This window comes from Streptomyces sp. WMMB 322 (assembly GCF_900090145.1).
Taxonomy (GTDB): Bacteria; Actinomycetota; Actinomycetes; order Streptomycetales; family Streptomycetaceae; genus Streptomyces.
The window spans coordinates 317,867-344,730 of the sequence record NZ_FMHI01000006.1; the positions used below are offsets into that span (position 1 = coordinate 317,867).

At 69.8% G+C, this 26,864-nt stretch carries 19 protein-coding genes and 1 pseudogene; 10 read left to right on the plus strand and 10 right to left on the minus strand.

Annotated elements, in window-relative coordinates; genetic code table 11:
- Positions 1-16: 16 nt before the first annotated feature.
- The 4 genes from H180DRAFT_RS13125 to H180DRAFT_RS13140 all read right to left on the minus strand — a co-directional run bounded on the left by H180DRAFT_RS13125 (position 17) and on the right by H180DRAFT_RS13140 (position 7,231).
- Entirely contained in the window at positions 17-940 is a 924-nt protein-coding gene (locus H180DRAFT_RS13125; protein ID WP_055486184.1) for an ABC transporter permease, read from the minus strand.
- A 14-nt stretch (positions 941-954) separates the two neighbouring features.
- A complete protein-coding gene (locus H180DRAFT_RS13130) occupies positions 955-2,595 on the minus strand; it encodes a peptide ABC transporter substrate-binding protein (RefSeq protein WP_055486185.1) in 1,641 nt (546 codons plus the stop codon).
- 287 nt (positions 2,596-2,882) lie between these two features.
- Positions 2,883-4,751, minus strand: coding sequence for a translational GTPase TypA (gene typA / locus H180DRAFT_RS13135; RefSeq protein ID WP_055486186.1), 1,869 nt, complete (start codon positions 4,749-4,751; stop codon positions 2,883-2,885).
- A gap of 185 nt (positions 4,752-4,936) precedes the next feature.
- On the minus strand, positions 4,937-7,231 hold the full coding sequence (locus tag H180DRAFT_RS13140; RefSeq protein WP_055486187.1) for an ABC transporter family substrate-binding protein: 2,295 nt from the start codon (positions 7,229-7,231) through the stop codon (positions 4,937-4,939).
- A gap of 308 nt (positions 7,232-7,539) precedes the next feature.
- Between H180DRAFT_RS13140 and H180DRAFT_RS13145 the strand changes: the two genes are divergently transcribed.
- The 7 genes from H180DRAFT_RS13145 (at position 7,540) to H180DRAFT_RS13175 (ending at position 15,733) form a co-directional block, all read left to right on the plus strand.
- Positions 7,540-8,472, plus strand: a complete 933-nt coding sequence (locus tag H180DRAFT_RS13145; protein ID WP_055486188.1) for a bifunctional helix-turn-helix transcriptional regulator/GNAT family N-acetyltransferase — start codon at positions 7,540-7,542, stop codon at positions 8,470-8,472.
- Positions 8,473-8,563: 91 nt separating this feature from the next.
- A complete protein-coding gene (locus tag H180DRAFT_RS13150) occupies positions 8,564-9,214 on the plus strand; it encodes a GNAT family N-acetyltransferase (protein ID WP_055486189.1) in 651 nt (216 codons plus the stop codon).
- A 222-nt stretch (positions 9,215-9,436) separates the two neighbouring features.
- The gene (locus H180DRAFT_RS13155; protein WP_055486190.1) at positions 9,437-9,742 is read left to right on the plus strand and encodes a hypothetical protein; all 306 of its coding nucleotides are present in this window, start codon (positions 9,437-9,439) and stop codon (positions 9,740-9,742) included.
- A 156-nt stretch (positions 9,743-9,898) separates the two neighbouring features.
- A complete protein-coding gene (locus H180DRAFT_RS13160; RefSeq protein ID WP_055486258.1) occupies positions 9,899-10,714 on the plus strand; it encodes a hypothetical protein in 816 nt (271 codons plus the stop codon).
- A gap of 31 nt (positions 10,715-10,745) precedes the next feature.
- Positions 10,746-12,725, plus strand: a complete 1,980-nt coding sequence (locus tag H180DRAFT_RS13165) for a fumarate reductase/succinate dehydrogenase flavoprotein subunit (RefSeq protein WP_055486191.1) — start codon at positions 10,746-10,748, stop codon at positions 12,723-12,725.
- The gene (locus tag H180DRAFT_RS13170) at positions 12,722-13,624 is read left to right on the plus strand and encodes a succinate dehydrogenase/fumarate reductase iron-sulfur subunit (protein ID WP_079100071.1); all 903 of its coding nucleotides are present in this window, start codon (positions 12,722-12,724) and stop codon (positions 13,622-13,624) included. Before H180DRAFT_RS13165 ends, H180DRAFT_RS13170 begins: the two co-directional genes overlap by 4 nt.
- A gap of 312 nt (positions 13,625-13,936) precedes the next feature.
- Positions 13,937-15,733, plus strand: a complete 1,797-nt coding sequence (locus H180DRAFT_RS13175; RefSeq protein WP_074466777.1) for a serine hydrolase domain-containing protein — start codon at positions 13,937-13,939, stop codon at positions 15,731-15,733.
- Positions 15,734-15,813: 80 nt separating this feature from the next.
- On the opposite strand, the gene H180DRAFT_RS13180 is transcribed toward H180DRAFT_RS13175, so the two are convergent.
- The 4 genes from H180DRAFT_RS13180 to H180DRAFT_RS13195 form a co-directional block, all read right to left on the minus strand.
- Positions 15,814-17,610 carry a SpoIIE family protein phosphatase gene (locus tag H180DRAFT_RS13180; RefSeq protein WP_074466778.1) on the minus strand — a complete coding sequence of 599 codons (1,797 nt, stop codon included), beginning with the start codon at positions 17,608-17,610 and terminating at the stop codon, positions 15,814-15,816.
- Positions 17,611-17,919: 309 nt separating this feature from the next.
- Complete coding sequence (locus H180DRAFT_RS13185; protein WP_254666006.1) at positions 17,920-20,370, minus strand: SpoIIE family protein phosphatase; 2,451 nt, start codon at positions 20,368-20,370, stop codon at positions 17,920-17,922.
- A 90-nt stretch (positions 20,371-20,460) separates the two neighbouring features.
- Positions 20,461-20,685 carry an SPOR domain-containing protein gene (locus tag H180DRAFT_RS13190; RefSeq protein WP_055486193.1) on the minus strand — a complete coding sequence of 75 codons (225 nt, stop codon included), beginning with the start codon at positions 20,683-20,685 and terminating at the stop codon, positions 20,461-20,463.
- Between the two features lie 94 nt (positions 20,686-20,779).
- The gene (locus tag H180DRAFT_RS13195) at positions 20,780-21,532 is read right to left on the minus strand and encodes a GntR family transcriptional regulator (protein ID WP_055486194.1); all 753 of its coding nucleotides are present in this window, start codon (positions 21,530-21,532) and stop codon (positions 20,780-20,782) included.
- A 438-nt stretch (positions 21,533-21,970) separates the two neighbouring features.
- Between H180DRAFT_RS13195 and H180DRAFT_RS13200 the strand changes: the two genes are divergently transcribed.
- Entirely contained in the window at positions 21,971-22,558 is a 588-nt protein-coding gene (locus tag H180DRAFT_RS13200) for a Uma2 family endonuclease (RefSeq protein WP_055486195.1), read from the plus strand.
- A gap of 183 nt (positions 22,559-22,741) precedes the next feature.
- Here the strand turns inward: H180DRAFT_RS13200 and H180DRAFT_RS13205 are convergent, their stop codons facing one another.
- Positions 22,742-24,160 carry an ATP-binding protein gene (locus H180DRAFT_RS13205; RefSeq protein WP_055486196.1) on the minus strand — a complete coding sequence of 473 codons (1,419 nt, stop codon included), beginning with the start codon at positions 24,158-24,160 and terminating at the stop codon, positions 22,742-22,744.
- 353 nt (positions 24,161-24,513) lie between these two features.
- Here H180DRAFT_RS13205 and H180DRAFT_RS13210 point away from each other — a divergent pair.
- Both H180DRAFT_RS13210 and H180DRAFT_RS13215 read left to right on the plus strand, forming a co-directional pair.
- A pseudogene (locus H180DRAFT_RS13210) lies at positions 24,514-24,980 on the plus strand (Tn3 family transposase); the annotation flags it as partial.
- A 138-nt stretch (positions 24,981-25,118) separates the two neighbouring features.
- Positions 25,119-25,931 (plus strand): phytanoyl-CoA dioxygenase family protein, encoded by an 813-nt coding sequence (locus tag H180DRAFT_RS13215; protein ID WP_055486197.1) that lies wholly within the window; start codon positions 25,119-25,121, stop codon positions 25,929-25,931.
- Positions 25,932-26,270: 339 nt separating this feature from the next.
- Here H180DRAFT_RS13215 and H180DRAFT_RS13220 read toward each other — a convergent pair.
- Positions 26,271-26,864: DUF885 domain-containing protein (locus H180DRAFT_RS13220; protein WP_139151384.1), on the minus strand; the 594-nt coding region annotated here is incomplete at its 5' end.

A 26,864-nucleotide genomic window follows, 5' to 3' on the forward strand; every position in this document is an offset into this window, starting at 1 on the left:
TGCGGTGCCGTCGATTTCACGCATAGCGGATCCTCGGGTCGAGCACGGCGTAGAGGAGGTCGACGATCAGGTTCGCGAGCAGGAACACGATCACGAGGACCGTCACGAAGCCGACGACTGTCGGCGAGTTCTGCCGGACGATGCCCTGCCAGAGCTGGAAGCCGACTCCCTGGATGTTGAAGATCCGCTCGGTGACGAGGGCGCCCGCCATGAGGTTCCCGACGTCCGTGCCGAGGAAGGTCACGACGGGGATCAGAGAGTTGCGCAGCAGGTGACGCACGTTCACGCGGGCCCGCGGCAGGCCCTTGGCGAGGGCGGTGCGTACGTAGTCGGCCCGGGCGTTCTCGCTGATGGAGGCGCGGGTGAGCCGGGTGACGTACGCGAGCGACAGCAGCGCCAGCACGACTCCCGGCAGCAGGAGCTGGCCGAGCGGCGCCTCGGGCGAGACCGCCGGGGCGATCCATCCCCACTTCACGCCCAGCACATACTGCACGAGCGTGCCGGTGACGAAGGTCGGTACCGAGATCACGACCAGCGTGAGCATCAGCACCGAACTGTCGAGGGGCCGGCCGCGCCGCAGACCGGTGATCACGCCGAGGGCGATCCCGATGATGATCTCGATGACGACCGCGATCAGCGCGAGCCGGAGAGTCACGGGAAATGCCCTGCCCATCAGCTCGGTGACGGGCTGTCCGTTGAAGGCGTTGCCGAAGTCACCGGTGAAGATGTCGCCCATGTAGAGCAGGTACTGGAGCCACAGAGGCTTGTCGAGATGGAACTGGGCGCGCAGCTGCGCGGCAGTGGCGGGGTCGGGGGCCCGGTCCCCGAACATCGCGTTGACCGGGTCGCCGACCGCGTACACCATCACGAAGATGAGGAACGTCGTCCCGATGAACACCGGGACCATCTGGAGCAGTCGTCTGATGACGTAGCGCCCCACGGTATTTCACTCTCTCACTTGACTCTGATGTCGGTGAAGACCGGAACGGAGAAGGGGTTGAGGCGCACGTCGCTCACCCTGTCCGAATATCCCGCGTTGCCGTCCTGGTACCAGAGAGGAATCGCGGGCAGGTCCTTCAGGACGAGCTCCTCGGCCTTCTGGAACTTGCTCACGGCCTCCTCCTCTCCTGCGGCGTTCGCCTCGTCGATGAGTTTGTCGACGCGCTTGTCGGAGTACCCGGCGTCGTTCGACGAGGCGCCGGTGTAGTACAGCGGCTGAATGAAGTTCTGGATCAGCGGATAGTCCATCTGCCAGCCGGTGCGGAACATGCTCTTCAGCTTCTTTCCGGCGATGTCCTTGCGGAATTCGCTGAAGGTCGGGACGGGGTTGACGCTGCACGCGCCGTTCTTGTCGAGGGCGTTGTTGATGCTGTTGCACACGGCGTCCATCCACTGCCGGTGCGAGCCCGTGTCGACGTTCGAGGTGAGCGTGACCTTGCCGCCCGGCAGTCCGCCCGCGTCCTCGATCAGCCTCTTCGCCTCTTTCGGGTCGTACTTGCAGACGTCTCCGCACATCCCGGGCTCGAATCCGCCCGACTTCGTCAGCACCGGGGAGGTCAGGTCGCCGGCCGGCCTTCGGGTGCCGTGGTAGATCTTCTGCGCCACTTCCTCACGGTTGATCGCCATCGACAGCCCGACGCGGATCTGCTTGGCCTTCTCCGTCTGCCATTCCTTCCGGTAGAGGGGGAAGGAGAGCGTCTGGAGAATTCCCGCGGGCTGGTTGATGTACCGGCCGTCGAGGTCCCGCTCGGCGTTCTTGAGCTGACCCGCGGGCAGCTCGTCGAACACGTCGAGGTTCCCGGCCTGAAGGTCGGTGTAGCCGGTGTTCTGGTCCGTGTAGACCTTCAGCTCGACGCCCTTGTTCTTCGGCTTGTCCGGGCCCGCGTACTCCTTGTTGACCGACAGCCTCATGGACTGCCCCTTGGTGTAGGAGTCGATCTTGTACGGGCCGTTCCCGATCGGCTTCTTCAGCCAGGCTGCGTGGTCCTTGAAGAACTTCTCCGGGAGCGGCGAGAAAGCCGCGTAGCCGAGGGTGTCGGGCCACTGGGAGAACTTCTGGTTGAGCTTCACCGTGAAGCTGTTCTTGCCGGTCACCTTCAGCCCGGACATCTTCTTCGCCTTGGGCTTGGCGCTCTCGTTCTCCGGGTGCACGTCGTCGTAGCCGTCGATGTACTCGAAGAAGTAGGAGCTGACCTGCTTGTTGGTGACGAGCGCGCCGTAATTCCACGCGTCGACGAAGGACTTCGCGGTGACGGGAGTGCCGTCGGAGAACTTCCAGCCCTTCTTCAGTTCGATGTCGAAGGTCTGCTGGTCGTCGGTCCTGATGGATTCGGCGACGGCGTTCTCCGCCTTGCCGGTGCGCGCGTTGTAGCGCTTGAGCCCCCGGAAAGTCATCTCCAGGACCTTGCCGCCCTGCACCTCGTTGGTGTTGGCGGGTTCGAGCGGATTCTGGGGGTCGGTCCAGAAGGCGCGTACGATGCCGGCGTCCGAGCCGGCCGCGGCGCTGCCGCCGGCTCCCCCGCCGCACCCCGCAGCCGCCAGGGTGACGACCGTCGCACAGCCGAATGCCCACGTGACACGCGTGGCTCCACGCATGGGGTGCCTCCTCGGTACCGCCGACGTCATGCCTTGCGGACCAGATAACACCCTTCACGCATCTTCATCTCGCTGCCCCGGCGGCGCCAGGTCCCCCTTCGCGCACAATCCCCCCGCCTGCCGCAGCCCTTTCCCGGGTGCCGCAAGGGAGTTGGGGCAAAAGAAATCGGCGGCCCCCCGGGCGTCCGGCCGGGTGACCGGATTCGAGGGACCGCCGCTTCAGCCGTTCCGGGCGGGCGGGGCCGCCCGCCTTCCGTTACGCCGCTGCCGGCACGCGGGTCCGGCGCTCAGCGCTTGGCTCGGGACGCCGCCCGGCCGCGAGCCTTCTGGTCGAGCTCCACCTTGCGGATGCGAACCGTCTCCGGGGTGACCTCGATGCACTCGTCCTCGCGGCAGAACTCCAGCGCCTGCTCCAGGGAGAGCTTCCTCGGCGGCACCAGGTTCTCCGTGGTGTCGGCGGACGCAGCTCGCATGTTTGTGAGCTTCTTCTCCTTGGTGATGTTCACGTCCATGTCGTCGGCACGGGAGTTCTCGCCGACGATCATGCCCTCGTACACCTCGGTGCCGGGCTCGATGAAGATCGTCCCGCGCTCCTGAAGATTCATCATCGCAAACGGCGTCGCCGAGCCTGCCCTGTCCGCGACGAGTGAGCCGCTGCGCCTCGTGCGCAGGTCTCCGAACCACTGCTCGTGCCCCTCGAAGAGGCTGTGCGCGATGCCCGTGCCCCTGGTCTCGGTCAGGAACTCCGTGCGGAACCCGATCAGGCCGCGCGCCGGAACGATCCACTCCATGCGGACCCAGCCGGACCCGTGGTTGGTCATCGTCTCCATGCGCCCCTTGCGCGAGGCCATCAGCTGCGTGATGGCACCCATGAACTCCTCCGGGGCGTCGATCGTCATGCGCTCCACGGGCTCGTGCAGCTTGCCGTCGATCTCCCGGGTGACGACCTCCGGCTTGCCGACCGTCAGCTCGAAGCCCTCGCGGCGCATGGTCTCGACGAGGATGGCCAGGGCGAGTTCACCGCGGCCCTGCACCTCCCAGGCGTCCGGCCGCTCCGTGGGCAGGACACGCAGCGAGACGTTGCCGACGAGTTCGCGGTCGAGCCGGTCCTTCACCAGCCGTGCCGTCACCTTGTGCTTCTTGCCGCCCTTGCCGACCAGCGGAGAGGTGTTCGTGCCGATGGTCATCGAGATCGCCGGCTCGTCGACGGTGATGAGCGGCAGGGCGACCGGGTTCTCCGGGTCGGCGAGCGTCTCGCCGATCATGATGTCGGGGATACCGGCGACCGCGCAGATGTCACCGGGCCCGGCGGCCTCAGCGGGCTTGCGGGTCAGCGCGTCCGTCATCAGCAGCTCGGTGATGCGTACGCTCTGCTCCGAGCCGTCGCGCTTGAGCCAGGCGACCGTCTGCCCCTTCTTCAGGGTGCCGTTCTTCACGCGCAGCAGCGCGATACGGCCGAGGAAGTTGTCCGCGTCTAGGTTGGTGACGTGGGCCTGCAGGGGCGCGTCGTCCTCGTACGTCGGCGCGGGGACCGTCTCCAGCAGAGTGGTGAAGAACGGTTCGAGGCTGTCGCTGTCCGCGGGGACGGTGCCGTCCTCGGGCTGCGTCAGCGAGGCGACGCCGTCCCGCGCGCAGGCGTAGACGATGGGGAACTCGATCTGCTCCTCGTCGGCGTCCAGGTCGAGGAAGAGGTCGTAGGTGTCGTCGACGACGGCGGAGATACGGGCGTCCGACCTGTCGGTCTTGTTGATGCACAGGATGACCGGGAGGCGCGCTTCCAGTGCCTTGCGCAGCACGAAGCGGGTCTGCGGCAGCGGTCCCTCGGAGGCGTCCACGAGCAGCACCACGGCGTCCACCATGGACAGGCCGCGCTCGACCTCACCGCCGAAGTCGGCGTGCCCCGGGGTGTCGATGATGTTGATGACGACGGAGTCGCCGCCCTTGGGGTGGTACTTCACGGCGGTGTTCTTCGCGAGAATGGTGATGCCCTTCTCGCGCTCCAGGTCGCTGGAGTCCATCACACGGTCGTCGACCGACTCCAGCTGGTGCGCTGCGAACGCCCCTGCCTGCTTGAGCATGGCGTCGACGAGGGTGGTCTTCCCGTGGTCGACGTGGGCGACGATGGCGACGTTGCGGATGTCGTGACGCGTGGGCATGGCTGACTGACGCTTCTCCCGGATCGTGGGTGGGGCGCGGTGCGTGGCTGCTCCTCACGCGCGCTGCCGGGCTGGGTCTCGCCGCGGCTCCGCCAACCATGGTACGGCCCGGCCACCCGGCGGGCGCCTTCCGCCCTGTGGGGGCCGGGCCCGGGGCGGGTGGCCGGGATGCGCGAGCTGCTTGTTTACCGCTCGAAGCCGATGTCCTGGTAGCGCGGCGTCTCGAAGCCGAAGGCGCCGGCGTTGGCGACCTTGTCACCGGCGGCCACGAGCTGCGGCCGCTGGTAGAGCGGCACCGAGGCCGCCGCCGCCCAGATCCGGGCGTCGGCCCGTTTGATGAGGTCGTTGCGGGCGCCGTCGTCGAGCTCTCTCGACGCCTGCTCGAAGAGCTGGTCGATCTGGTTGGTGCCGACCCGGGTGTAGTTCTGCTCCACGAGCAGCGAACCGTCCGCGGCGGCGGCCGGCTTGGCGAAGATCGGACGGGCGTCCGTCGCCGGGTAGGCGGTGCCGGGCCAGGAGTAGATGGCCAGGTCGTAGTCGCCCGTCGCGATGTGCTTCTCGAAGTAGTCCTCGGCGGGGACGTGCTTCATCTGTGTACGGACACCGATGCGGGTCAGCTCCCTGGCGATCCGGGCCCCGGTGTCCCTGATCGACTCCGAGCCCGGTCCCGAGGGGAGCACGAAACGCAGCGTCAACGGCTTGCCCGACTTCATCCGCTGCACCTTCGCCCCGCCGTCGGAGAGCAGCCGCAGTTCGTCCGCGTGGGCGCGGGCCCGGGCGGCTTCCTTCTCGGCGGCGCGGGCCTGGCGGATCCTGCTCTCGGAGCCGCTCTCCTCGGCCGTGCCGAGGCGTGCGTGGGCCGCCTGCATCATGAGCGAGGCGCGCTGCCCGGTGGTGGCGGGAGAGAGCACGAGCGGCTGTCCCGCCAGGCGGGCGGCCTCCTGTGCGCTCACCGGAGCCACCGCGGGCGCCGCGGCGGGTGCCGCGGCCCCGGCACGCTCGCGGGCGCTGCTCTGCTGGGCGTTCTTGCCGCCGTCGTTCCCGGCGTCCTCGCCGTCCTTGTCCTGCTTGCCGTCCTGGTCGCCGTCCTGCTTGCCCTTCTCGTTCCCGTCCTTGTCCTGCTTGCCGTCCTGGTCGCCGTCCTTCTTGCCGCGCTCGCCCTTCTTCGCGTCCGCGTCGGAAGTGGACGACGAACTCGCGCCCCCCTCCTTCCAGCCGGCCTCGGCCAGCAGTGACTGCGCCGCCTCCACGTCCTGCTTCCCGAGAGCGTCGCTGTTGTCCGCGTATCCGTCCTGGTCGATCATCCGCAGGTGGCTGCCGAGCGCCTTGACGGGCAGCCCCGTGCCGCGCAGGGCGTGCTTGGCGATGCGCTCGCGGTCGATGGCCCGCGCGACGGCCCTGCGTACCCGCTCGTCCGCGAGCGGGCCCGAAGCGCCGTTGAGCGCAAGCTGGGTGTAGGCGGGTTCGAAGGCGTGGCGCAGCGCGACATGGCGCAGGTTCCCGTCCCGCTCGGCCTGCTTGCGCAGCTCCGCCGTGGACTTGCGCGCGTGCTCCTCGCGCTTCCTGCTCTTGGCGTCCTCCTCCCCTCCCTTGTGCGCGCGGATGATGCTGCGCATGGTCGCCACGTCCACCTCGGCGAGGTCCAGCTGTCCCCGCCGCAGTGCTTCCTTGCGCTCCTTGCGGGGGACGACCCGCAGCGTGATGCGCTTGAGCTTCGCCTTGTCGCCCCACCACTTCCCGTTCCGCACCAGCGTGATCGAGGTGTCGCCCCGGCGGAACTTCTCGACGCGGAACGGGCCCGCGGAGACGGGGAGCGAGGCCCGCACCCCTTGGTTGAAGTCCTCGGCACGGCCCATCACGGTCTTCGGGTAGAGGGGTGCGAACAGCGACTTCCAGTCGGCGTACGGCTTGCGGAAGACGACCTTCACCTCGTGTGCGTTCTCGCCCCTGGTCACCTTGGCGATCCGGTCGTAGCCGGCGTTCCGGGCGGCGCGGAACGATCGGTTCTTGCCGCTGAGCGCCTTCCACTGGGCCTTGAAGTCGGCGGCGCCGAGTGCGCGCCCGCTGCTCCAGCGCGCCTTCGGGTTGAGCTTGTAGACGACTGTCTGACGCGGCTCGCGTTCGGTGATCTCGGCGGACTCGAGGTAGTCCTGGTTGAGCTGCGGCCGGGCCGCCGAGTCCAGCGTGAAGAGGGAGGGCAGCGTGGCGCCGGTGATGCGCTCGGTCGTCGCGTCCGCCGTGGACTGGAAGGCGTTGAGCGTGCGCGGCAGCGAGTCGATGGCCCAGCGCAGCGAGCCTCCCGATGCGATCTGTTCACGGTCGAGGTGCGGAACGTCTCGTGCGGCGCCGCTGCCGCCTCCTGAAGAGCTGGGACCACCACCGTCACCGGAGGTGCATCCGGCGAGAGGGATCAGCACGCCGGCCAGGAGGAGTGCGAGTGAACGCCGGGTGGCTGCGTCGAGAGCTTGCGCGGCTGGCATGTCTGAACCTCCGGGGCTCGGGGTCATGCGGGGCGTACACGCGGCTCGGTTGCCTGCGTGGACCACGTTCGGCGGCATAGGCGTTTCATCACATCTATCGCCCACTGAAGGGGAGCCCGTGTGGCGTGGCCCGGAGGCTCGGCCGCGTCGCACGTCACGCCACCCGTGCGGAGCACAGGGCTTCCTACGCCCCGGGAACGCCCCGGAGTTGAGCCCGGGACCGGAGCCGGAAGCGAGCAGCCGAAAAGGGAGAGACAGGCGCCCCAGGGAGACATATCTTTGACTCAGTCAAAGAAAAGGGGTGGGCGATGGCCACCGGCACCGCGCAGGAGATGCGTGCCTTCAACCGCTTCTACACGAACCTCATCGGCGCGCTCGACTACAGCCGCCACCTGCACACCCCGTACACGCTCACCGAGGCGCGCGTGCTCTACGAACTGGTCAACGCGCCGCGCACGGACGCCGCAGACCTGCGGTCCGCGATCTCCGTGGACGCCGGCCAGCTGAGCCGCATGCTCGCCCGCTTCGAGGAGCGGGGCCTGGTCAGCCGCGGGCCCTCGGGGCGGGACGCCCGGCGGGTGAACGTCGTGCTGACCGACGAGGGACGGGAGGCGGCACGGCAGCTGGAGGAGCGTTCACAGGCCGCCGTCGAGTCGCTGCTGGACGGGATGACGGAGGCGGAGCGGGAGCTGCTGGCGCAGAGCCTGCGCACGGCCCGCGGAATTCTGGAGGACGGCACCGCACGGAGCGGTGCCGCGGACCTGATACGGCTGCGCGCTCCCCGCCCGGGAGACATGGGCTGGATCATCGAACGCAACGCGTCGGTCTACGCCGCGGAGTTCGGCTGGGACGGGACGTACGAGGCTCTCGTCGCGCGCATCGTCGCGGAGTTCGCCGCGGGACACGAGGCCGGTCGCGAGGCGGCGTGGATCGCCGAACTCGACGGGCGGCGGGCGGGCTGCGTGATGTGCGTGTCGGACAGCGCCCCCGACACGGCCCGGCTGCGGCTGCTGCTCGTGGACCCGGCGGCGCGGGGCCACGGGCTCGGGGACCGGCTCGTCGGCGAATGTGTCGGCTTCGCGCGCGCCGCCGGATACCGGGAGGTCGTGCTGTGGACCAATGACGTGCTGGCGGCGGCTCGGCGCATCTACGAGCGTGCCGGCTTCGAACTGGTCGCCGAGTCGCGGCACCACAGCTTCGGCCACGACCTGAACGGCCAGGACTGGCGCCTTCGCCTCTGACGCCGAACCGCGCGACGGCCGCGCCGTACCTCGGTTCCGGCTCCGCCGAAAATTCGTCGACGCGGCCGGCAGGCTCCGCCAGGCTCCTGTCATGACACCCGAGTGCTGGCCCGTCTACGGGCTGAGGATCACCACCCCCCGGCTGGTACTGCGCCTCCCTGATCTCGGCGCTCTGGAGAAGCTGGCGGCCGTGGCAGCGGCGGGTGTGCACGGGCCGGACGAGATGCCCTTCAGCTTCCCCTGGACCGACGGCACCCCGGAACGGCGGGCCCGCACCACCTTCCAGCACGTTCTGGGCACCGTCGCCGGGTGGCAGCCGGAGAAGTGGACGCTGAGCCTCGCCGTGCTGCACGAGGGCGAGGTGGTGGGCCGCCAGGACATCACCGCCCGCGACTTCGCCGTCACGAAGGAGGCCCAGACCGGCTCCTGGCTGGGCCTCGCCCACCAGAACCAGGGGCTCGGCACGGAGATGCGGGCGGCCGTCACGCACCTGGCCTTCGAAGGGCTCGGAGCGCGGGCCCTCACGTCCGGTGCCATGACGGACAACCCGCGCTCCCTGGCCGTCTCACGGAAGCTCGGCTACGAGGCGGACGGCGTCGAGGTGGTCCCCGTACGGGGAGAGGCGCGGACGGTCCGGCGGCTGCGGCTGGACCGGGCGTCGTGGGAACGGCACCGCTCACTCCCTGTCGGTCTGCACGGCCTGGAACCGTGCCTGGAGCTCTTCGGCGCGGAGCGCGGCTGATCAAGGCGACGGTCCGGCCGGACGGACTTTTTGTGCACCGGCCGGAACCGCTGCTACCCGTACGGGTCAAGAGACTTGGCGATCATGCCCCGCACGGGGTAAACCCGTGCAGCGCCCTTCACAAGGGGGAGTGTGAGGAGCGACACTCGCCATCTCACCTGGCACGCAAGCTGCTCAGGCATGCAAGCCAGCCGCCACGACCAGCGGAGGTAGGCACGTCCTATGTCTCCTCACACGTCACTGCACGAGGACCTGACGGCGGCCCAGCGCTGCCTCGAGGAACTCACACGGACCGTCGACCGACTGGAGAACACCCTCGGCAGCGGCCTGGATGTCAGGCGCGTACGCAGCGACACAGCGCATCTTCGGGAGTCCCTGGCACTGCTGCGTGCCTCTTCGCCGGCCGCGGGGGCACCCGGCGCGGCGCACCCGGAGATGGTCACGATCCCCGACAAGCCCTACGACCACGGCCTGTGGTCGGACGTCGACGACGAGGGGGTGGGCGCCAAGGACCGGCACGCGCCGTGAGCGCCGCCCGGGGCTGAGTCGAACCGCCGGCCGCGGCAGCGGCCGGCAGTCGGCGGCAGCTCACGAGGCACCCCAACTGACAAGTCGCCCCTACCGGAGAAACCGTTGGCCACTGGCACCCGACCCCAACCGAACACGAGCAGCACAGGGAACAAGATTCCTCCGCCGGCCACCGGCGGCACAGGCGGCGTGCAGAGTGGTACGCGCGCCGCCATTCCAGAGAGGCATCTGCGCACCGACCGCTGGTGGCTCGCGCCGGCAGCGACCGCGTTCGGCCTGTTCGTGTTCGTCGTCTACTCGACGTGGCGGGCCTTCGCGGGCGCCGACTACTACCACGCGCCGTACGTCTCGCCCTTCTACTCCCCGTGTCTCGCCGAGAGCTGCGAGCAGATGCAGAGCGGCCCCAACTGGGCGCTGTTCGGGGACTGGTGGCCGCTCTCGCCCGCGCTGATCATCCTGATCTTCCCGCTGGGCTTCCGCCTCACCTGCTACTACTACCGCAAGGCCTACTACCGGGGCTTCTGGGCCTCTCCCCCGGCCTGCGCAGTCGCCGAGCCGCACAAGCGCTACACCGGCGAGACCCGCTTCCCCCTCATCCTCCAGAACCTGCACAGGTACTTCTTCTACGCGGCGGTCGGCGTCGCCGTCATCCTCACCTGGGACACGCTCCTCGGCTTCCGCAACTCCGAGTACGAGTGGGGCCACATGGGCCTGGGCACCGTGGTCTTCCTCATCAACATCGTGCTGATCTGGGCGTACACCATCTCGTGCCACTCCTGCCGGCACATCGTCGGCGGACGGCTCAAGCACTTCTCGAAGCATCCGGTGCGGTACCGCATGTGGGGCCTGGTCGGAAAGCTCAACAGCCGTCACATGGAGTTGGCCTGGGCTTCGCTTCTCAGCGTCGGCCTGGCCGATCTCTACGTGTACCTGCTGGCGACCGGTGCGTTCACCGATCCGCAGTTCTTCTGATTCACGCTTCTTCGAGAGGGATGCACGACAAATGACGCAAGTCGAACGCCAGCAGTGGGATGTCGTCATCGTGGGCGCGGGCGGTGCGGGTCTGCGGGCAGCGATCGAGGCACGCGAACAGGGGCTGCGCACGGCGGTGATCTGCAAGTCCCTGTTCGGCAAGGCGCACACGGTGATGGCCGAGGGCGGCATCGCCGCCAGCATGGGCAACGCCAACCCCGGTGACAACTGGGAGGTGCACTTCCGCGACACCATGCGCGGGGGCAAGTTCCTCAACAACTGGCGGATGGCCGAGCTGCACGCCAAGGAAGCCCCCGACAGGGTCTGGGAGCTGGAGACGTGGGGGGCGCTCTTCGACCGCACGGCCGACGGCCGCATCTCCCAGCGCAACTTCGGCGGCCACGAGTATCCGCGCCTCGCGCACGTCGGCGACCGTACGGGCCTGGAGCTGATCCGCACGCTCCAGCAGAAGACCGTCTCGCTGCAGCAGGAGGACTTCAAGGAGAGCGGTGACTACGAGTCCCGGCTGAAGGTCTTCCAGGAGTGCACCGTCACCCGGATCCTCAAGTCCCCGGCCGCGGACGGCTCCGGGGAGAAGGTCTCCGGCGTCTTCTGCTACGAGCGGGAGTCGGGCCGCTTCTTCGTCATCGAGGCTCCTGCCGTGGTCCTGGCCACCGGTGGCATCGGCAAGTCCTTCAAGGTGACGTCGAACTCGTGGGAGTACACCGGCGACGGGCACGCGCTGGCGCTGCTGGCAGGCGCCTCGCTGATCAACATGGAGTTCGTCCAGTTCCACCCGACGGGGATGGTCTGGCCGCCGTCGGTGAAGGGCATCCTCGTCACCGAATCGGTGCGCGGTGACGGCGGCGTCCTGCGCAACTCCGAGGGCAAACGGTTCATGTTCGACTACGTGCCCGACGTCTTCAAGGAGAAATACGCCGAGTCCGAGCAAGAGGCCGACGGCTGGTACGAGGACCCGGAGAAGCACCGGCGGCCGCCGGAGCTGCTTCCGCGCGACGAGGTCGCCCGCGCGATCAACTCCGAGGTCAAGGCGGGCCGGGGCTCACCGCACGGCGGCGTCTTCCTCGACGTCTCGACCCGTATGTCCGCCGACGTGATCCGCCGCAGGCTGCCGTCCATGCACCACCAGTTCAAGGAGCTGGCGGACGTGGACATCACCGCCGAACCCATGGAGGTCGGCCCGACCTGCCACTACGTGATGGGCGGCGTCGACGTCGACCCGGACACGGCCGCGGCCGTCGGCGTCACGGGCCTGTATGCGGCGGGCGAGGTCGCCGGAGGGATGCACGGCTCGAACCGGCTCGGCGGCAACTCCCTCTCCGACCTGCTCGTCTTCGGCCGCCGGGCCGGTCTGCACGCCGCGCAGTACGCGGCGTCGCTCAAGGACGACGGACGTCCCCAGGTCAGCGACGAGCAGATCGAGCACGCCTCCGCCGAGGCACTGCGCCCCTTCAGCGCTGCCGAGGTCCCCGAGGGTGAGCCCGCGGAGAACCCGTACACGCTGCACCAGCACCTCCAGCAGTCCATGAACGACCTCGTCGGCATCATCCGCCGCGACGAGGAGATGACGCAGGCCCTGGACCGGCTGGCGGAGCTGCGGGTGCGGGCCACGTACGCGGGTGTCGAGGGCCACAGGCAGTTCAACCCGGGCTGGCACCTGGCCATCGACCTGCGCAACATGCTGCTGGTCAGCGAGTGCGTGGCGCGGGCCGCACTGACCCGCACCGAGTCGCGCGGCGGTCACACCCGCGACGACTTCCCGGAGATGGACCGCCAGTGGCGGCGTTCGAACCTCGTCTGCACTCTCGCCGACGAACCGGTCTCGGTCGACGCCGCGACCCAGCCGGGAGAGGCCGCCGAGCGCGCCGAGAGCGGCCGCATCGACCTGCGCCGCCGTGAAATGCCGGCGATCCGCCCGGATCTGCTGGGGCTCTTCGAGAAGGAGGAGCTGATCAAGTACCTGACGGACGAGGAGCTGACAGCCGAATGAGCGCCGAGACGCACGCGGGCGAGGGCAAGGGTGCGCACACGCGTCCTCGCGCGCACGACGCAGAGGACACCGCGGAGGGCACCGGTACGCCCGGGTCCGTCAGCGGCGGCGCCCCGGACGCCACCGGTACGAGCTACATCGCGAACTTCCGCGTCTGGCGCGGCGACATCGAGGGCGGCGGCCTGGAGGACTTCAAGGTCGAGGTCTTCGAGGGCGAAGTGGTCCTCGACATCGTCCACAGGCTCCAGGCCACGCAGACTCCGGATCTGGCGGTCCGGTGGAACTGCAAGGCCGGCAAGTGCGGCTCGTGCAGCGCCGAGATCAACGGGCGGCCACGGCTGCTGTGCATGACGCGGATGTCCGTCTTCGAGCGGTCGGAGACCATCACGATCACGCCGCTGCGGGCCTTCCCCGTCGTACGGGATCTGGTCACGGACGTGTCGTTCAACTACACCAAGGCACGCGAGATCCCCTCATTCGTGCCCCCTGCCGGTCTGGGCCCGGGCGAGTACCGGATGCAGCAGGAGGACGTGGGCCGCTCGCAGGAGTTCCGCAAGTGCATCGAGTGCTTCCTCTGCCAGGACGTGTGCCATGTGGTGCGCGACCACGAGGAGAACAAGGAGGCCTTCGCCGGTCCCCGCTTCCTGATGCGGATGGCGGAGCTGGACATGCATCCGCTGGACGCTGCCGAGGAGTCCGGGCTGGACCGCCAGTCCACCGCCCAGGACAACCACGGGCTGGGCTACTGCAACATCACCAAGTGCTGCACGGACGTCTGCCCCGAGAACATCAAGATCACCGACAATGCGCTGATCCCGCTCAAGGAGCGTGTCGCCGACCGCAAGTACGACCCGATCGTCTGGCTCGGCAACAAGATCCGCCGCCGGAACGGAGCCTGAACCGGCCGGAGCGGCGTCACGGCGGGTGAGATCTGTCACGGGGGCGTGCCACCGCGCGCCCCCGTTGCGCCCCCTGTCTCCGGCCCGCCGTTTCCGCCGCCTCTCCGCGGCTCCCGCGGGCTCCGCGGGCCGCACCGTGCACCGGGCGGCCGCCAGTGGTCGCACCAACGGCATACGCGTGCGGGCGCGCCCGGAAGCCGCAAGCTGGATACGCTTCCGGGATACGGGCGAACGTACCGTGACCACCCTCGCCGGTGGCAGGCCCGGACATGCCAGCTCCCACCACGTCCGCACCAGCGCAGAGGATTCACGATGAGACGCCGGCAGTTCCTCGGCACCGTTGGCGGTGCCGCGCTCGCGACCGGGGTGGGCCCTGGCTCCGTCCCCGCCTTCGCCTCGGCGCCGAACGGTTCGGACGTCGGCGGACCACCCACAGTGACGCCGGACGATCTCCGCTTCCGTCCGCGCACGCTGCGTCGCGGCAGCCCGCACCGCGCGGGCCTGCTGCGCGCCGAGGTCGAGCGGCTCGTGCCCACCGCCGAGGACTACATGCGCCCGGGGCCGGGCCGCCCCCATCCCTCGCACCCCGGCTTCGTCCTGCTGGCCGCCAGGAACGGTGTGGTGGTCGAGCACGCGGCGCGCGGCCACGCGCTGCGCTACTCGGCGTGGGACGAGGCTGCCGGAGAGGCCGTGGAGCTGCCGCGTGACCAGTGGGTCGGCATGCGGACGGACACGATCTTCGACATGGCGTCGGTCTCGAAGCTGTTCACGTCGGTCGTGCTGGTCGCCCAGGCCGAGCGGGGCACGCTCGGCCTCGACGACCGCGTCGCGCGCCATCTGCCGGACTTCGACAAGGCCGATCCCGCCAAGTCCCCCATCGTCGTACGGCAGTTGGTGAACCACACCTCGGGCATGAAGGCCGACATGGACCTCGAGCCCTACCCGGACAACGAGGCCCGCATCGCCGCCGTCTATGCGGAGCCGCTCAAGAGCCCGCCGGGCGAGCAGTACACCTACTCGGACCTCAACCTCATCACCGCGGGACGCCTCCTGGAGGAGGTCACCGGCAAGGGGCTCGACGAGCTCGTCGCCGAGCTGATCACCGAGCCGCTCGGCATGCGGGACACGGGATACAACCCCCCGGAGTCGAAGCTGGAGAGGGTCGCCGCCACCGAGTACATGCCGTGGACGGGCCGCGGCATCGTGCGCGGCTCGGTGCACGACGAGAAGGCGTACTACCTGGGCGGCGTCGCGGGCCACGCGGGCGTCTTCTCGACGGCCGCCGACATGGCCGTCTTCGGGCAGATGGTGCTGAACGGCGGCACCTACGGCGGGCACCGCGTGCTCGGCGAGGACTGGGTCCGCGCCATGATCACCAACGAGAACCCGGACATGGGGCCCGAGGCGGCGCGCGGTCTGGGCTGGCAGCTCGACCAGCGCTTCTACATGGACGCCCTCACCTCGCCCGTGACGACGGGCCACACCGGTTACACCGGGCCCTGCCTGGTGGCCGACCCGATCGACGGCACGCTCTTCGTCCTGATGACCAACCGCGTGCACCCCACCCGCGACTGGGGCACGGTCAGCGACTACCGCCGCGCCCCCGCGCGGCACTTGGCGCGCGCCGTGCCGGTGCGTCCCGCCGTCTCGTCCGCCGCCTGGTACTCGGGGCAGCGCGACGCCGACACCGCGACTCTGCACGTTCCGCTGAAGAAGGCCGTGGACGACGAGGCCTCGCTGCGCTTCCGGCTCTGGTACGACACCCAGTCCACCGACGTCTGCACGGTGGAGGCCACCACGGCGAAGCCGGGCGAGGACGCCTCCTGGCAGCCCGTCCCGCTGAAGCTGCGTGCGGGGCGCCGGAGTTGGGAGAGCAAGGGCGACTTCGCCGGCTTCTCCGCGCGCCGCTGGCTGCACGCCGCGGGTGAACTGCCCGACGGGGTGACCGCGGTGCGCTGGCGCTACGTCACTGACGAGCAACAGCAGGGCAGGGGCGTCTACTTGGACGACATCCGGGTGCTCAGCGGTGCGCGGCCCGTATTCATGAGCGTGCGTCCGCGCGACAACGCACGTGTACGGGCGGACGGCTGGGAGCTGTCCGGCAACTGACGGAGAGCGGGCGCGAGTCCGGGCCGGACTCCGGCGCTCCGGGCCGGGACGGCCGTGGTTCCGGGAGCGGGACGCACGCGTCAGAACAGGCTGAGCAGCGCTTCCGTCGGGTCGGCGGGCTTGGAGTCCTCGCCCGGGCGTGCAAGCTCGAACCAGACGGTCTTGCCGCGGTGCGTACGCCTGCTTCCCCACCCGGTGCTGAGCAGGCCGACCAGCTGCAGCCCTCTGCCGCCCTCGTCGGTCACATGGGCGCGGCGCCGGCGGGGCTGCACCTGGCCCGAGTCCCACACCTCGCACACAAGGGTGCGGTCCAGCAGCAGCCGCAGGCGTATCTCGCCCTCGCCGTGCCGCAGCGCGTTCGTCACCAGCTCACTCACCAGCAGTTCGGCGGTGTCCGCGAGCGCGCCCAGCTCCCACTCGGACAGCTGCTCGCGCGTCAGCTCACGGGCACGGGCGACGGAACGCGGCTCGGCGGAGAGCGTCCAGTCGCCGACGGCGCCCTCGGGAAGGCCCTGGAACCGTGCGACGAGGAGCGCGATGTCGTCCTCGCCGTGGTGCACGTTGAGGGTCGTCAGCACCTGGTCGGCGACGTTCTCGAGGGAGGCGGTGGCGTCCGTGAGAGCGGCACGCAGCGCGCCCAGGCCCTCGTCGATGGGGTGCTCGCGCGACTCGACGAGACCGTCGGTGTAGAGCGCGATCATGGCACCGTCGGGCAGTGCCATCTCGATCTCTTCGAACGGCTCGCCGCCCACGCCCAGCGGTACCCCCTTGGGGACCTCCAGCATGAGGGCCGGTTCGTCCGGTTCGACCAGGACGGGCGGCAGATGACCGGCGTTGGCGATGGTGCAGCGGCGGGAGACGGGGTCGTAGACGGCGAAGATGCAGGTGGCGAGGTAGACCTCCGCCAGGTCGCCGCTGCCGTTGCGCTGCGAGCCCGGGGTGTCGCCGAGCCCGCGGGCGATCTCGTCCAGCGCGCCCAGCACCTCGGCGGGTTCCATGTCCGTGGTGAGCGCCAGCGTCCGTACGGCGGTGCGCAGTTCGCCCATGGCGACGGCGGCGCGCAGCCCCCGGCCCATCACGTCGCCGACGACGACGGCGGTGCGGTGCCCGGGCAGTTCGATGACGTCGAACCAGTCGCCGCCGACCTCGGTCGCCGGGTTGCCGGGCAGATAGCGGCAGGCGATGTCGAGGCCGGCGGCTTCGGGGTCGCCGGGCGGCAGCAGGCTGCGCTGGAGTATCAGCGCCCGCTCGTGCTCCCTGCGGTACAGGCGCGCGTTGTCTATGCACACGGCGGCGCGTGAGGCCAGTTCGGCGGCGAGCGCCGCGTCCCGCTCCCCGAACGGCTCGCTGCCCTTGACGCGGGAGAACTGCACCAGGCCCAGCACCCTGTCGCGGGCGACCATCGGCACCGCGAGCGTCGACTGCACGACGGCGCCGAACTGGACCGGCACGGTGCCGTCCTGCCCCGGGATGTGCTGCACGCGTCCGCTGCGAAGCGCCTGCGCGCAGGGGGTGTTGAAGGGATAGCAGTGCGTCGCACCCACGGTCACCGGGCTCGCGCCGGTCGTTCCCACCTGGCCTTCGCGGGTGAGCGACGGCGGGGCCTCCGAGACGGAAGACGCGAACCCGACGCGGCGAAGCTCTCCGCTGCCGTCGCCGGGGCCGACGGGGCGCGGCTCGTCGCCGGCGAGAACATCCATGTACAGGTCGACGGAGGCGAGATCGCAGAACTGCGGGACACCGACGTCCAGCAGCTCGCGGGCTGTCGTCTCCAGGTCGAGCGAGTTGCCGATACGGGCGCCCGCTGCGTTGAGAAGAGCGAGAGCGCGGCGGACGTCGTCCGGCTTGCCTGCCGCCTCCACAGGGATATCGCTCAACGCCGCCCCTTCCCGTGACCAGTGTGGCACCGGTTCCGAGCAGTGTGGCAGGCGCAAGGCACCCGGAACACGCTCTTCCCGATCGCCGCACGAAATTCGTAATTCCCGTCCCAGTTCACAACTGCCGTGCGGCCTCACACCTCCGTGCGCTCCCCTGACCTCCTCCGGCAGGGACAACTGTCTCCTAACCAGGCTGCGCCGGTTCGAACCATCTTCAACGAGGGCGCATCGCGGGTGCAGGGGTGCGGGCGGTTCCGCACGGTTTGCCGAGATGGGCAACGCACCCGCCGCCGGGCACGTGAACCTGCTTCAGGAGAGGGGGAGTTCGAACCAGACGGTCTTGCCCATCGGCCCGTGCCGCGTGCCCCATCGGCGCGCCTCCCTGGCCACGAGACGGATACCGCGCCCGCCTTCGTCGTCGGGCAGGGCGCTGCGTTCGCGGGGCGGGTCGGGCAGCGGGTCGCGCACCTCGACCAGAAGCGAGCCGCCGCGCACCATGCGCACGCCGATGGGCCCGTGCGCGTATCGCAGGGAGTTGGTGACCAGCTCGCTCACCAGCAGCACGGTGGTGTCCTCCAGGGCGTCGAGCCCCCACTCGTGCAGGGTCCTCCGCACCACCTCACGTGCCCTGCGCACCGCGTAGCTCTCGGCGGGAAAGGTCCACGACGCGGCGCTGCCCTGCGGGAGCCCGCCGAACTTCGCCATCAGCAGGGCGACGTCGTCGGAGGGCTGTGACGCCGTTCTGCTGTCCAGATCCTCGATGACGCTGTCGCAGGCCTCCTCGATGGTGGCGGGCGTGCCCGGATCCCGGTGGACGGGGCCGCCGGAGAGCATCTCGCAGAGCCGCCCGATGCCCTGGGTGATGTCCTCGTCGCGCGACTCGACGAGGCCGTCGGTGTAGAGGATCAGCACGGACCCCTCGGCGATCTCCAGCTCCAAGGACTCGAAGGCCACGCCGCCGACGCCCAGCGGGGCGCCCGGGGGCAGTTCGACAGGCCGGGCCTCCCAGCTGCCGTCGACAGTCTCGGTCAGCAGCAGCGGCGGCGGGTGGCCGGCCTTCGCGACGGTGCACCGGCGCGTGGAGGGGTCGTAGACGGCGTAGACACAAGTGGCGATGAGGGGATCGTCCGAACTCTGGACGAAGTCGTCCGCCAAATCGTTGACGCGCCGGAGCAGTTCGTCGGGTGACAGGTCGAGCCCGGCGAGTGTGCGCACGGCCGTGCGCAGCCGTCCCATCGTCACGGCCGCGTGCAGTCCGTGACCCGTCACGTCGCCGACGACGAACGCGACCCGGCCGCCGGCGAGCGGGATCACGTCGAACCAGTCGCCGCCGACCTCCGTTCCGCTGCTGCCGGGCACATAGCGGTAGGCCACCCTCACCCCGGGCGGCTCCGGAACCCTCTGGGGCAGCAGGCTCCGCTGGAGCATCAGCGCACCGGCTCGTTCACGTGCGTACAGGCGGGCGTTGTCCAGTGAGACTCCGGCGCGGTCGGCCAGTTCCATGGCCAGCGCCATGTCGTCCCTGCCGAACGGCTCGCGGCCGCCCGCGCGGCTGACGACGAGCAGGCCGAGCACCACGCCGCGCGCGCGAAGTGGCACGGCCATCAGCGAATGGACGTCCAGATCGAGCGCGGCCTGCAACTTCGGGTCACCGGGATAGGTCGCGGCGAGCAGTTCGCCCGGTGAGGACGCGACGTGGGGCACCCCGCTGGCGAGGGTGCGGCCGAAGAGGGAGTCGGCGAGGAAGGGGACGTCCTGGCCGACGCGGAGCATCCGGTGCACCGTCGGCCCCTCGTCGCGTGCCGCGACGCCGAGCTGGAACAGCGGCTTCCCGGTGAGCAGTTCGACTCGGGGAAGGTCGCCGCTGTGCGCCGCCGCGCTGGTGAGCATCACGCCGGCGTAGTCGGCCAGGCGCGGTACGAGGCTGGAGGCGAGGGCCTGGGAGATGGCTGCCACGTCGAACCGGTCGACGAGTCCCACACCGACGTCGTCGAGCAGCGACAGCCGCTCACGCGCCGCCTCGATCTTCTCCAGCGCCTCGTGCCTCTCGGAGACGTCCATGAACACGCCGCTCACGCCGAGCACTTCGCCCTTGCCTGTGGTGAGCCTGCTGTACGAGACGGACAGGGCGCCGGGGCCCTCCGGGTCCCGCAGCACGAAGTCGACGACGGGCTCCCCCGTCTCCAGCACGCTCGACTGCACGGCGGCGACCTCGGCGGCCATCCAGGACGGAAGGATCTCGTGGACGGTCCTTCCGATGTGCTCCTCGGCGCCGACCTGATTGAGCCTGGCGAGCGCCTCGTTGACCCGCACGTACCGCCTGTCGGTGTCGAACAGGGCGATGCCGAGCGGTGAGGAGGCGAAGAGCGCGTCCAGTGCGGCAAGGTCGTGCTCGACGGCACGGATTCTGCTGGTCTCCACGATGTTGGCGAGGACGACCGGACGGTTCTCCCTGTCCTGGAGGAGTGTGACGCGGCCCTCGACCGTGACGCGGTGGCCGGCGCTGTGCAGCACCCGCAGGATGCCGCGCCAGCGGCCCACGTCCCGCAGGGCCTGGTCGCGCCGGCGCTCGCCCTCGTCGTACCCGTCCTCGAGGAAGTCCTGGATGCGTCTGCCCACGACCTGCTCGGCCCGCCAGCCGAGGATCTCCTCCGTGATCGGGTTCCAGAGGAGGATCTTTCCGTTCCCGTCGAGCACGACGATTCCGACCCGGAGGGTGTCGAGGATCGAGGCAGCTCCCTCGGAGGGTCCTGTGCTCACACCGCCCACGTCCCTGATCCGGTAGCAGCCCGGCCCGGCCCGGCCGGGCAGGTGGGAACGAGGTGTCCCTGCTTCCGATTCTGGGACGAGTCAGGCGCACTCGCCGCTCGCGCACTCCAGAGGCTCGACCAGATAGCTGCCGTCGCCCCCGCCGCCGCCCTTCGCGCGGCCCCCGGTCCGGCCGAGCCGGTCTGCCACCTGCTGTGCTTCCGTACGGGTGGCGTAGCTGCCCACGCGATAGCGGTTGCCGTGGCCGTCTTCCCTTATGACCTGCCAGGGCAGCACAGTTTCACCGTCACCGCTTACGCTTCGCATATGCCGGAGCCTACGCCCGGCCTTCACTCAGCGCATTCGAGTTGACACAACGAGGAATCGATTTCGGCCACACGTTCGCACGCGGGGCCGCAGGTCACCTCACGGGCATGTGGTACGAGACGCGGAAACGATCGGCCGGGACGACCACGTCCGCCGTCTCCACGGGCCGCCCGCCGGCGAAGTACGTACGCGTCACGACCAGCACCGAATGCCCCGGAACGCCTCCCAGGTCGAGCATCTCCTCGGCCAGGCCCGGCCGGGCGCCGACCTCCTCCGCGACGTTGTCCACCACGACGTCGATGGCGGCCATCCGCTCCACGACGCCCTTGCCGCCCAGCGGCCCGTCCTCGGGCAGCACCACGGGGGTGCGGCCCGTCAGCGACAACGGCTCCCACGAGGTGGAGAGCATCACGGTCTCGCCGTCCACACGGAAGAGGTACTTGGTCCGCATCACGCGCTCGCCGGGCTCGATGCGCAGACGCTCGGCCGTGAGCGGGCTCGCGTCCTCCTGCTCGCTGCGCGACTCCCAGGTGCCCTTCACGTCCTCGTCCGCCTGCTCCTGCCGGAACGGCGAGGATTCCCCGAGCGCGCGGAAGCCGCTGCGGGCGAGGCGGCGCGGCACGGGGTGTTCCCGGACGTACGTGCCCGAGCCGGAGCGGCCCTCGACCAGGCCCTCGGCCATCAGCACCTTGCGGGCCTCCAGGGCGACGGTGTCCGAGACGCCGTACTCCGCGCGGATCCGGGCCTGCGAGGGCAGCCGGGTGTGCGGAGGAAGATCACCGCCGACGATCTTCTGCCGGAGATCACCGGCGACGCGGAGGTAGGCGGGCTGTTCACCGAATGGCACGAGTGCCCTCCCCGTTCTCGAAAGGCCAGGCCTGCGAAGGTCGCGACAGGTAGTTAAGTTGACAATGGGCAACAGCTTGGCAACTCGCCGTCGCGGCTCGCAACCGACGACCAAGGTTTCACCCGATGTGATGAGCAGCTGCTCAGAGCCTCCACACGCGGGCCGAATCGTTCACATTCCGGGACGCCGCCTGCCGCCGGACCCCGGTCGAACACGGGCCGCGAACGGCCCGGTCCCCGCGAGCGCCGAGTGGCTGGGCCTGTGCGGCCGCCGTGTGCGGCGGATCCGGCGCGGGGAGCCGGCGGCGCCACCACCGCCGGACCGGCCAAGCGCCGCCACAGGCACGGCAGTCGGGGCATGGCGGGACGACGCGGACAGGGCGGCAGGGCCGCCGAAGAGCTCGTGGCCGCGCACTCACGGAATCGCTACGGTTGAGCCATGACCGCACTGCCCGACTGGATGCGCCCGCCGCGCGCGGAGGGCTGGTTCGCGGAGGACCTGGACCGTCTCCCCGAGGCGCCCCGCCACACCGAACTCATCGACGGAGCCCTCGTCTTCATGATGTCGCCGCAGCGGTCCTGGCACGGCCGGCTCGTCACCTCTCTCACCACCACACTCATGGACGCCACTCCGGCCGGCCTCGACGTCGAACGGGAGATGACGATCCGCCTGGACGAGCGCAACCGGCCGGAGCCGGATCTGCTCGTGACGACGGCTCCCTACGACCCCGACCGCACCTGGTACGCGCCGCAGGAGGTCCAACTCGTCGTCGAGGTCGTGTCACCGGAGTCGGCACACCGCGACCGCACCGTGAAACTGCGCAAGTACGCGGAAGCCGGGATCCCGCACTACTGGTGCGTCGAAGACGAGGGCAACGCTCCTGTCGTGCACGTCTACGAACTCGACGGACCGACCGGCGTCTACACGCCCGCGGGCATCTTCCGGGGCTTCCTGGAGCGCCCCGTGCCGTTCGCGATCAGGCTGGATCTCGAACGTCTCACCCCACCGAAAAGCAAGCAGGAGTAGCCACCGCCCGCGCCCGCCCGGCGGCTCGGGAGCAGCCGCCTCGGCGCGGGCGCCATGCTGCGGCTGGACGTTGAAGCGGGCCGGCAAGGGGCCAAGGCCTGTACAAGGCCTGTAGGACTTCTCCGCAACGCCTGCAGCCTGATCGCGCTCACCGACTCCCGTACCGCGCCTGCGATCCACCACTCACAGCGACCAAGCGGTCAGCAGATCACCGGGACCGTAGGTGGCGTCGAGGCCCGGGCAGTCGACTCCGCTGCGCGAGACCGCCACGACTGGAACGGGGTCGCCGGTGAGGGCGGCCCGGTGCCGGTGGAGAGCCGCCAGGTCGTGCCGGTCGAAGGGTGACTGCTCCAGCCACTTGATGGAGCCGAGGAAGAGCAGCTCCTTGGCAACGGGGGCGCGGTCCGCACCAATGATGTCGATCTCGACGTCGTTGGTGCGGGTCCAGTAGCCGCCCACCGCGGGGGCTGCGGGGAGCTGGTCGTCGGGCAGTATCCGGGCGAGCGCCTCGCGGATGAGCGGCTCAACCGCCCGGCCGCGCCAGCTGGTCCAGTTCTCCCGGATGCGTGCCAAGGTCAGATCGCTCCGCCCCCGCTCGATCTCCTCCATGGACGGGCCGAGCAGGTGCAGCCAGAACCGCAGGTAGGGATCTGTCACCCGGTAGCGGCGATCCTTCGACGGACGCAGCGATACAGGCAGCTCCGCAGCGACGATCCGCTTGTCCGTGAGCAGCTCCAGCGCTCGCTGCAGGGGCGTGGCCCCGATTCCCCCGGCTGCACGGGCGATGTTGGTAAAGGTCCGCTCGCCACTGCCGATGGCCGCCAGCACCGTACGTGCCTGAGCCTGCGGAGGGAATTCGGCAGCCAGCGAGCGCTCGGCCGAGACCAGCAGGGCCGAGACCGGGTCACTCAGCGCCTCACCGAGGAAGTCCCACAGCCCTGCGCCCCGCGGCCACTCCGCGCAGATCAGCGGCAGCCCGCCGGTGACCAGTGCAGCGTCAAAGGCTTCCGCCGGTTCCAGCCCGAGCATCCCGCCTACCTCGGCGGGGTTGAGCGGTCCCAGCACCATTTCCCGGCCACGCTGATGGAAGGGTCGTCCATAGCTGTTCAGTGCCTCCATCATCGACAGATCCGAGCCGATGAGGACCAGCAGCACCGGCTTGGTCTCCAGCACCCGGTCCCAGGCCCGCTGCAGCATCCCCTCAAAGGCGCCATCGGTATCCATCAGGTACGGCACTTCATCGATGACCAGCACGCTCGCCCGGTCGGCGGGCAGCGCCGCAGCCAACACGTCGAATGCGGCATCCCAGCTCTCCGGTCGCGCGGCGGCCACCAGCCCCGCCAACGGCAGCGTCGATGCCCGGGCGTCCCGGGCCAGCCGCGCCAGATCATCCCTGGCAGACGCACCAGTCACCGCGTAGAAGAGGAACGGGGCTCCGGAGCGCTCCGCAAACCGCTCCACCAGCCGCGACTTGCCCACCCGGCGCCGCCCGCGCAACATCACGCACCGGCCGGGCCGCTCCCCGCCAGCCCCTGCCGCCACCTTCTGCAGCTCTCGCTCCAGCGTCGCCAGCTCCTCCCGGCGCCCCACGAAATCCACCACGTCTACCGACCTCCACCCACGATACTAACGTTGATGTTACCAACAACAACGTTAGTAAAGGATTTCGCCAGTTGCTGCGCGGCCGCGCTGGGCGATGTGCACGCCGAGGTCGTAGCGGCTGAGAGCGTCAGGGCCGGCGAGGGCGAAGGGGGCCGGCCGCGTCCGGACAGGGGTCGCACAGTCGTCTCGGCGGCGGCCTCCGCGGCCCCGTACTGACTTGACGGGTCCGGGGCGCAGGTCTGTCGTGGTAGACCCGGCCGGCCCGTCCCCGATGCTGTACGTCGTCTCAGCAATGACCCAAGTGCGTCAACCGAGTACGAAAAGTGCTACGGCCCACGTTCCTTTGGCCGCGAGGGCCACCCCACCCGCTCGGTGCCGCGTTCGCCGAGTACGGCCGGATCGACAAGACCATGCACCTGCTCGCCCTGGTCGGCCCGGTCGACGACACCTACCGGCGGCTCATGAACCGGCAGCTGACCGTGCAGGAGTCCCGCCACCGCCTGGCCCGCGCGATCTGCCACGGCGGCCGGGGCCAGATCCGACAGGGTTACCGCGAAGGCCAAGAGGATCAGTTGGCCAGTCTGGGTCTCGTTCTCAATGCCGTCGTGCTGTGGAATACCCGCTACTGGACGCTGCTGTTGCCCAGCTCCGCGCCGAGGGCCACGACATCAAGGACGAGGACATCGCCCGGCTCTCCCCGCTGAAGGACAGGCACATCAATTTCCTGGGCCGCTACCTGTTCAACATCAAGGCGAGCTGCCCCGGCCAGGGCCTTCGTCCCTTCCGGGACCCGGACGCCTACGAAGACGACGAAGGCTGACGGCCGACGCGCGACCTCTTCCGGGCACGAGCTCGAGCGCGCGGCGTGACCGGGGACCACACGCCCATCCTCATACCCGACAAAAGCGCTGCGGAGAATGTCGGGTGAGCGGGGCCGCTGGCGCCGCACGATGGGGGCATGGATGACACGACCTTGGTCTCCCGTTTCCTCCGCGACGGCTTCGTGAAGTTGGAGGGCTCCGTCGCGCCGCGCGTGGCCGCAGACTGCGCGCGGCTGCTGTGGCGGGAGACGGGCTGCGACCCGGACGACCCGTCGACGTGGACGCAGCCCGTGCACTGGGTGGGCGGCATGGCGCAGGGACCGTTCGCCGCCGCACCCAACTCCCCGTCCCTGCAGCACGCGTACGACCTGCTCGTCGGCGCGGGACGCTGGGAGCCGCGCTACTCGCTGGGCACGTTCCCGCTGCGCTTCCCGCACGAGGAGGAGCCGGACGACGCGGGCTGGCACATCGAGGGGAGCTATCTGCCGGAGGGCGAGAGCTGGTACTTCACGAATCTACGCTCTCAGGGCCGGGCGCTGCTGATGCTGTTCCTGTTCAGCGAGGTTGGTGAGGAGGACGCCCCGACCCGGCTGCGGGTCGGCTCACACCTCGACGTGCCGAAGGTGCTGGAGAAGTACGGGGAGGACGGGGCGAGCGGGGTGACCCTCGCCCCCGATCTGGTGGCGGCGTCCGACCACCGGCCACTCGCCCTCGCCACCGGGTCCCCGGGCGACGTCTTCTTGTGCCATCCGTTCCTGGTGCACGCTGCGCAACCGCACCATGGGGTGCGGCCGCGCCTCATGGCCCAGCCGCCGCTGATGCCGGCCGCGCCGTACGAACTGGAGCGGGCCGACGGCGCCTACTCGCCCGTGGAGATCGCGATCCGCCGGGGCCTGGGACTGGATACCCGAGGTCCGGACGGGGACGGCACCGGTCACAGCGCTGGGTAGACGTGCTACACGACTATCGTCGGCAAGGTGGGCGTGAAGAGGGAGGAAGGGGGCCAGGCATGCTGGAGCGGCTGAACCAGGCCATGGAGCACATCTCCCGACTCACTACCGACGAAGCTGCCTGGATCACCGGTGCGGTGAGGTCATCAACTTCAAGAAAAACTGCGCGGCTTTGACTGCGACGGCGCCGTCCGGACCCGGTAGTGGATGAAGAACCGCCCGACGGGCCGAACTGTCGCCGACTCTCTCCATTGACCCTGGCGCTGCGGCAAGCGGTGTGTGACGGGCTCCCACTGCCGACCACACATCCGCGGCCATCCGCTTTGGACCGGTGAGCGATCAGAGTGCGGACAGTTCCGACACCAGGTCGTCCAGTCCCAGCGATCCCTGGGACAGCGCCGCCATGTGCCACTGCTTCGGGTCGAACTCGTCCCCGTGCGCCTTGCGCGCCGCCTCACGTCCCGTCAGCCACGCACGCTCGCCGAGCTTGTAGCCGATCGCCTGCCCCGGCATGCCCAGATAACGCACCAGCTCGCTCTCCACGAAGTCCGCGGGACGGCCGCTGTGCATCCCGAAGAACTCCTGCGCGAGTTCCGGCGTCCACTGCTCGCCGGGACGGAAGGGCGAGTCGTCCGGGATGCGCAGCTGAAGGTGCATGCCGATGTCGATGACGACGCGCGTCGCACGCATCATCTGCGCGTCCAGATACCCCAGCCGCTGTTCGGCGTTGGCCAGGAAGCCCAGCTCGTCCATGAGCCGCTCCGCGTACAGCGCCCAGCCCTCGGCGTTGGCGCTGACCATGCCGACCGTCGTCTGGTAGCGGGAGAGCTGGTCGGCGACGTGCGCCCACTGCGCCAGCTGCAGATGGTGGCCGGGCACGCCCTCGTGGTACCAGGTGGAGACCAGGTCGTACACGGGAAAGCGGGTCTCTCC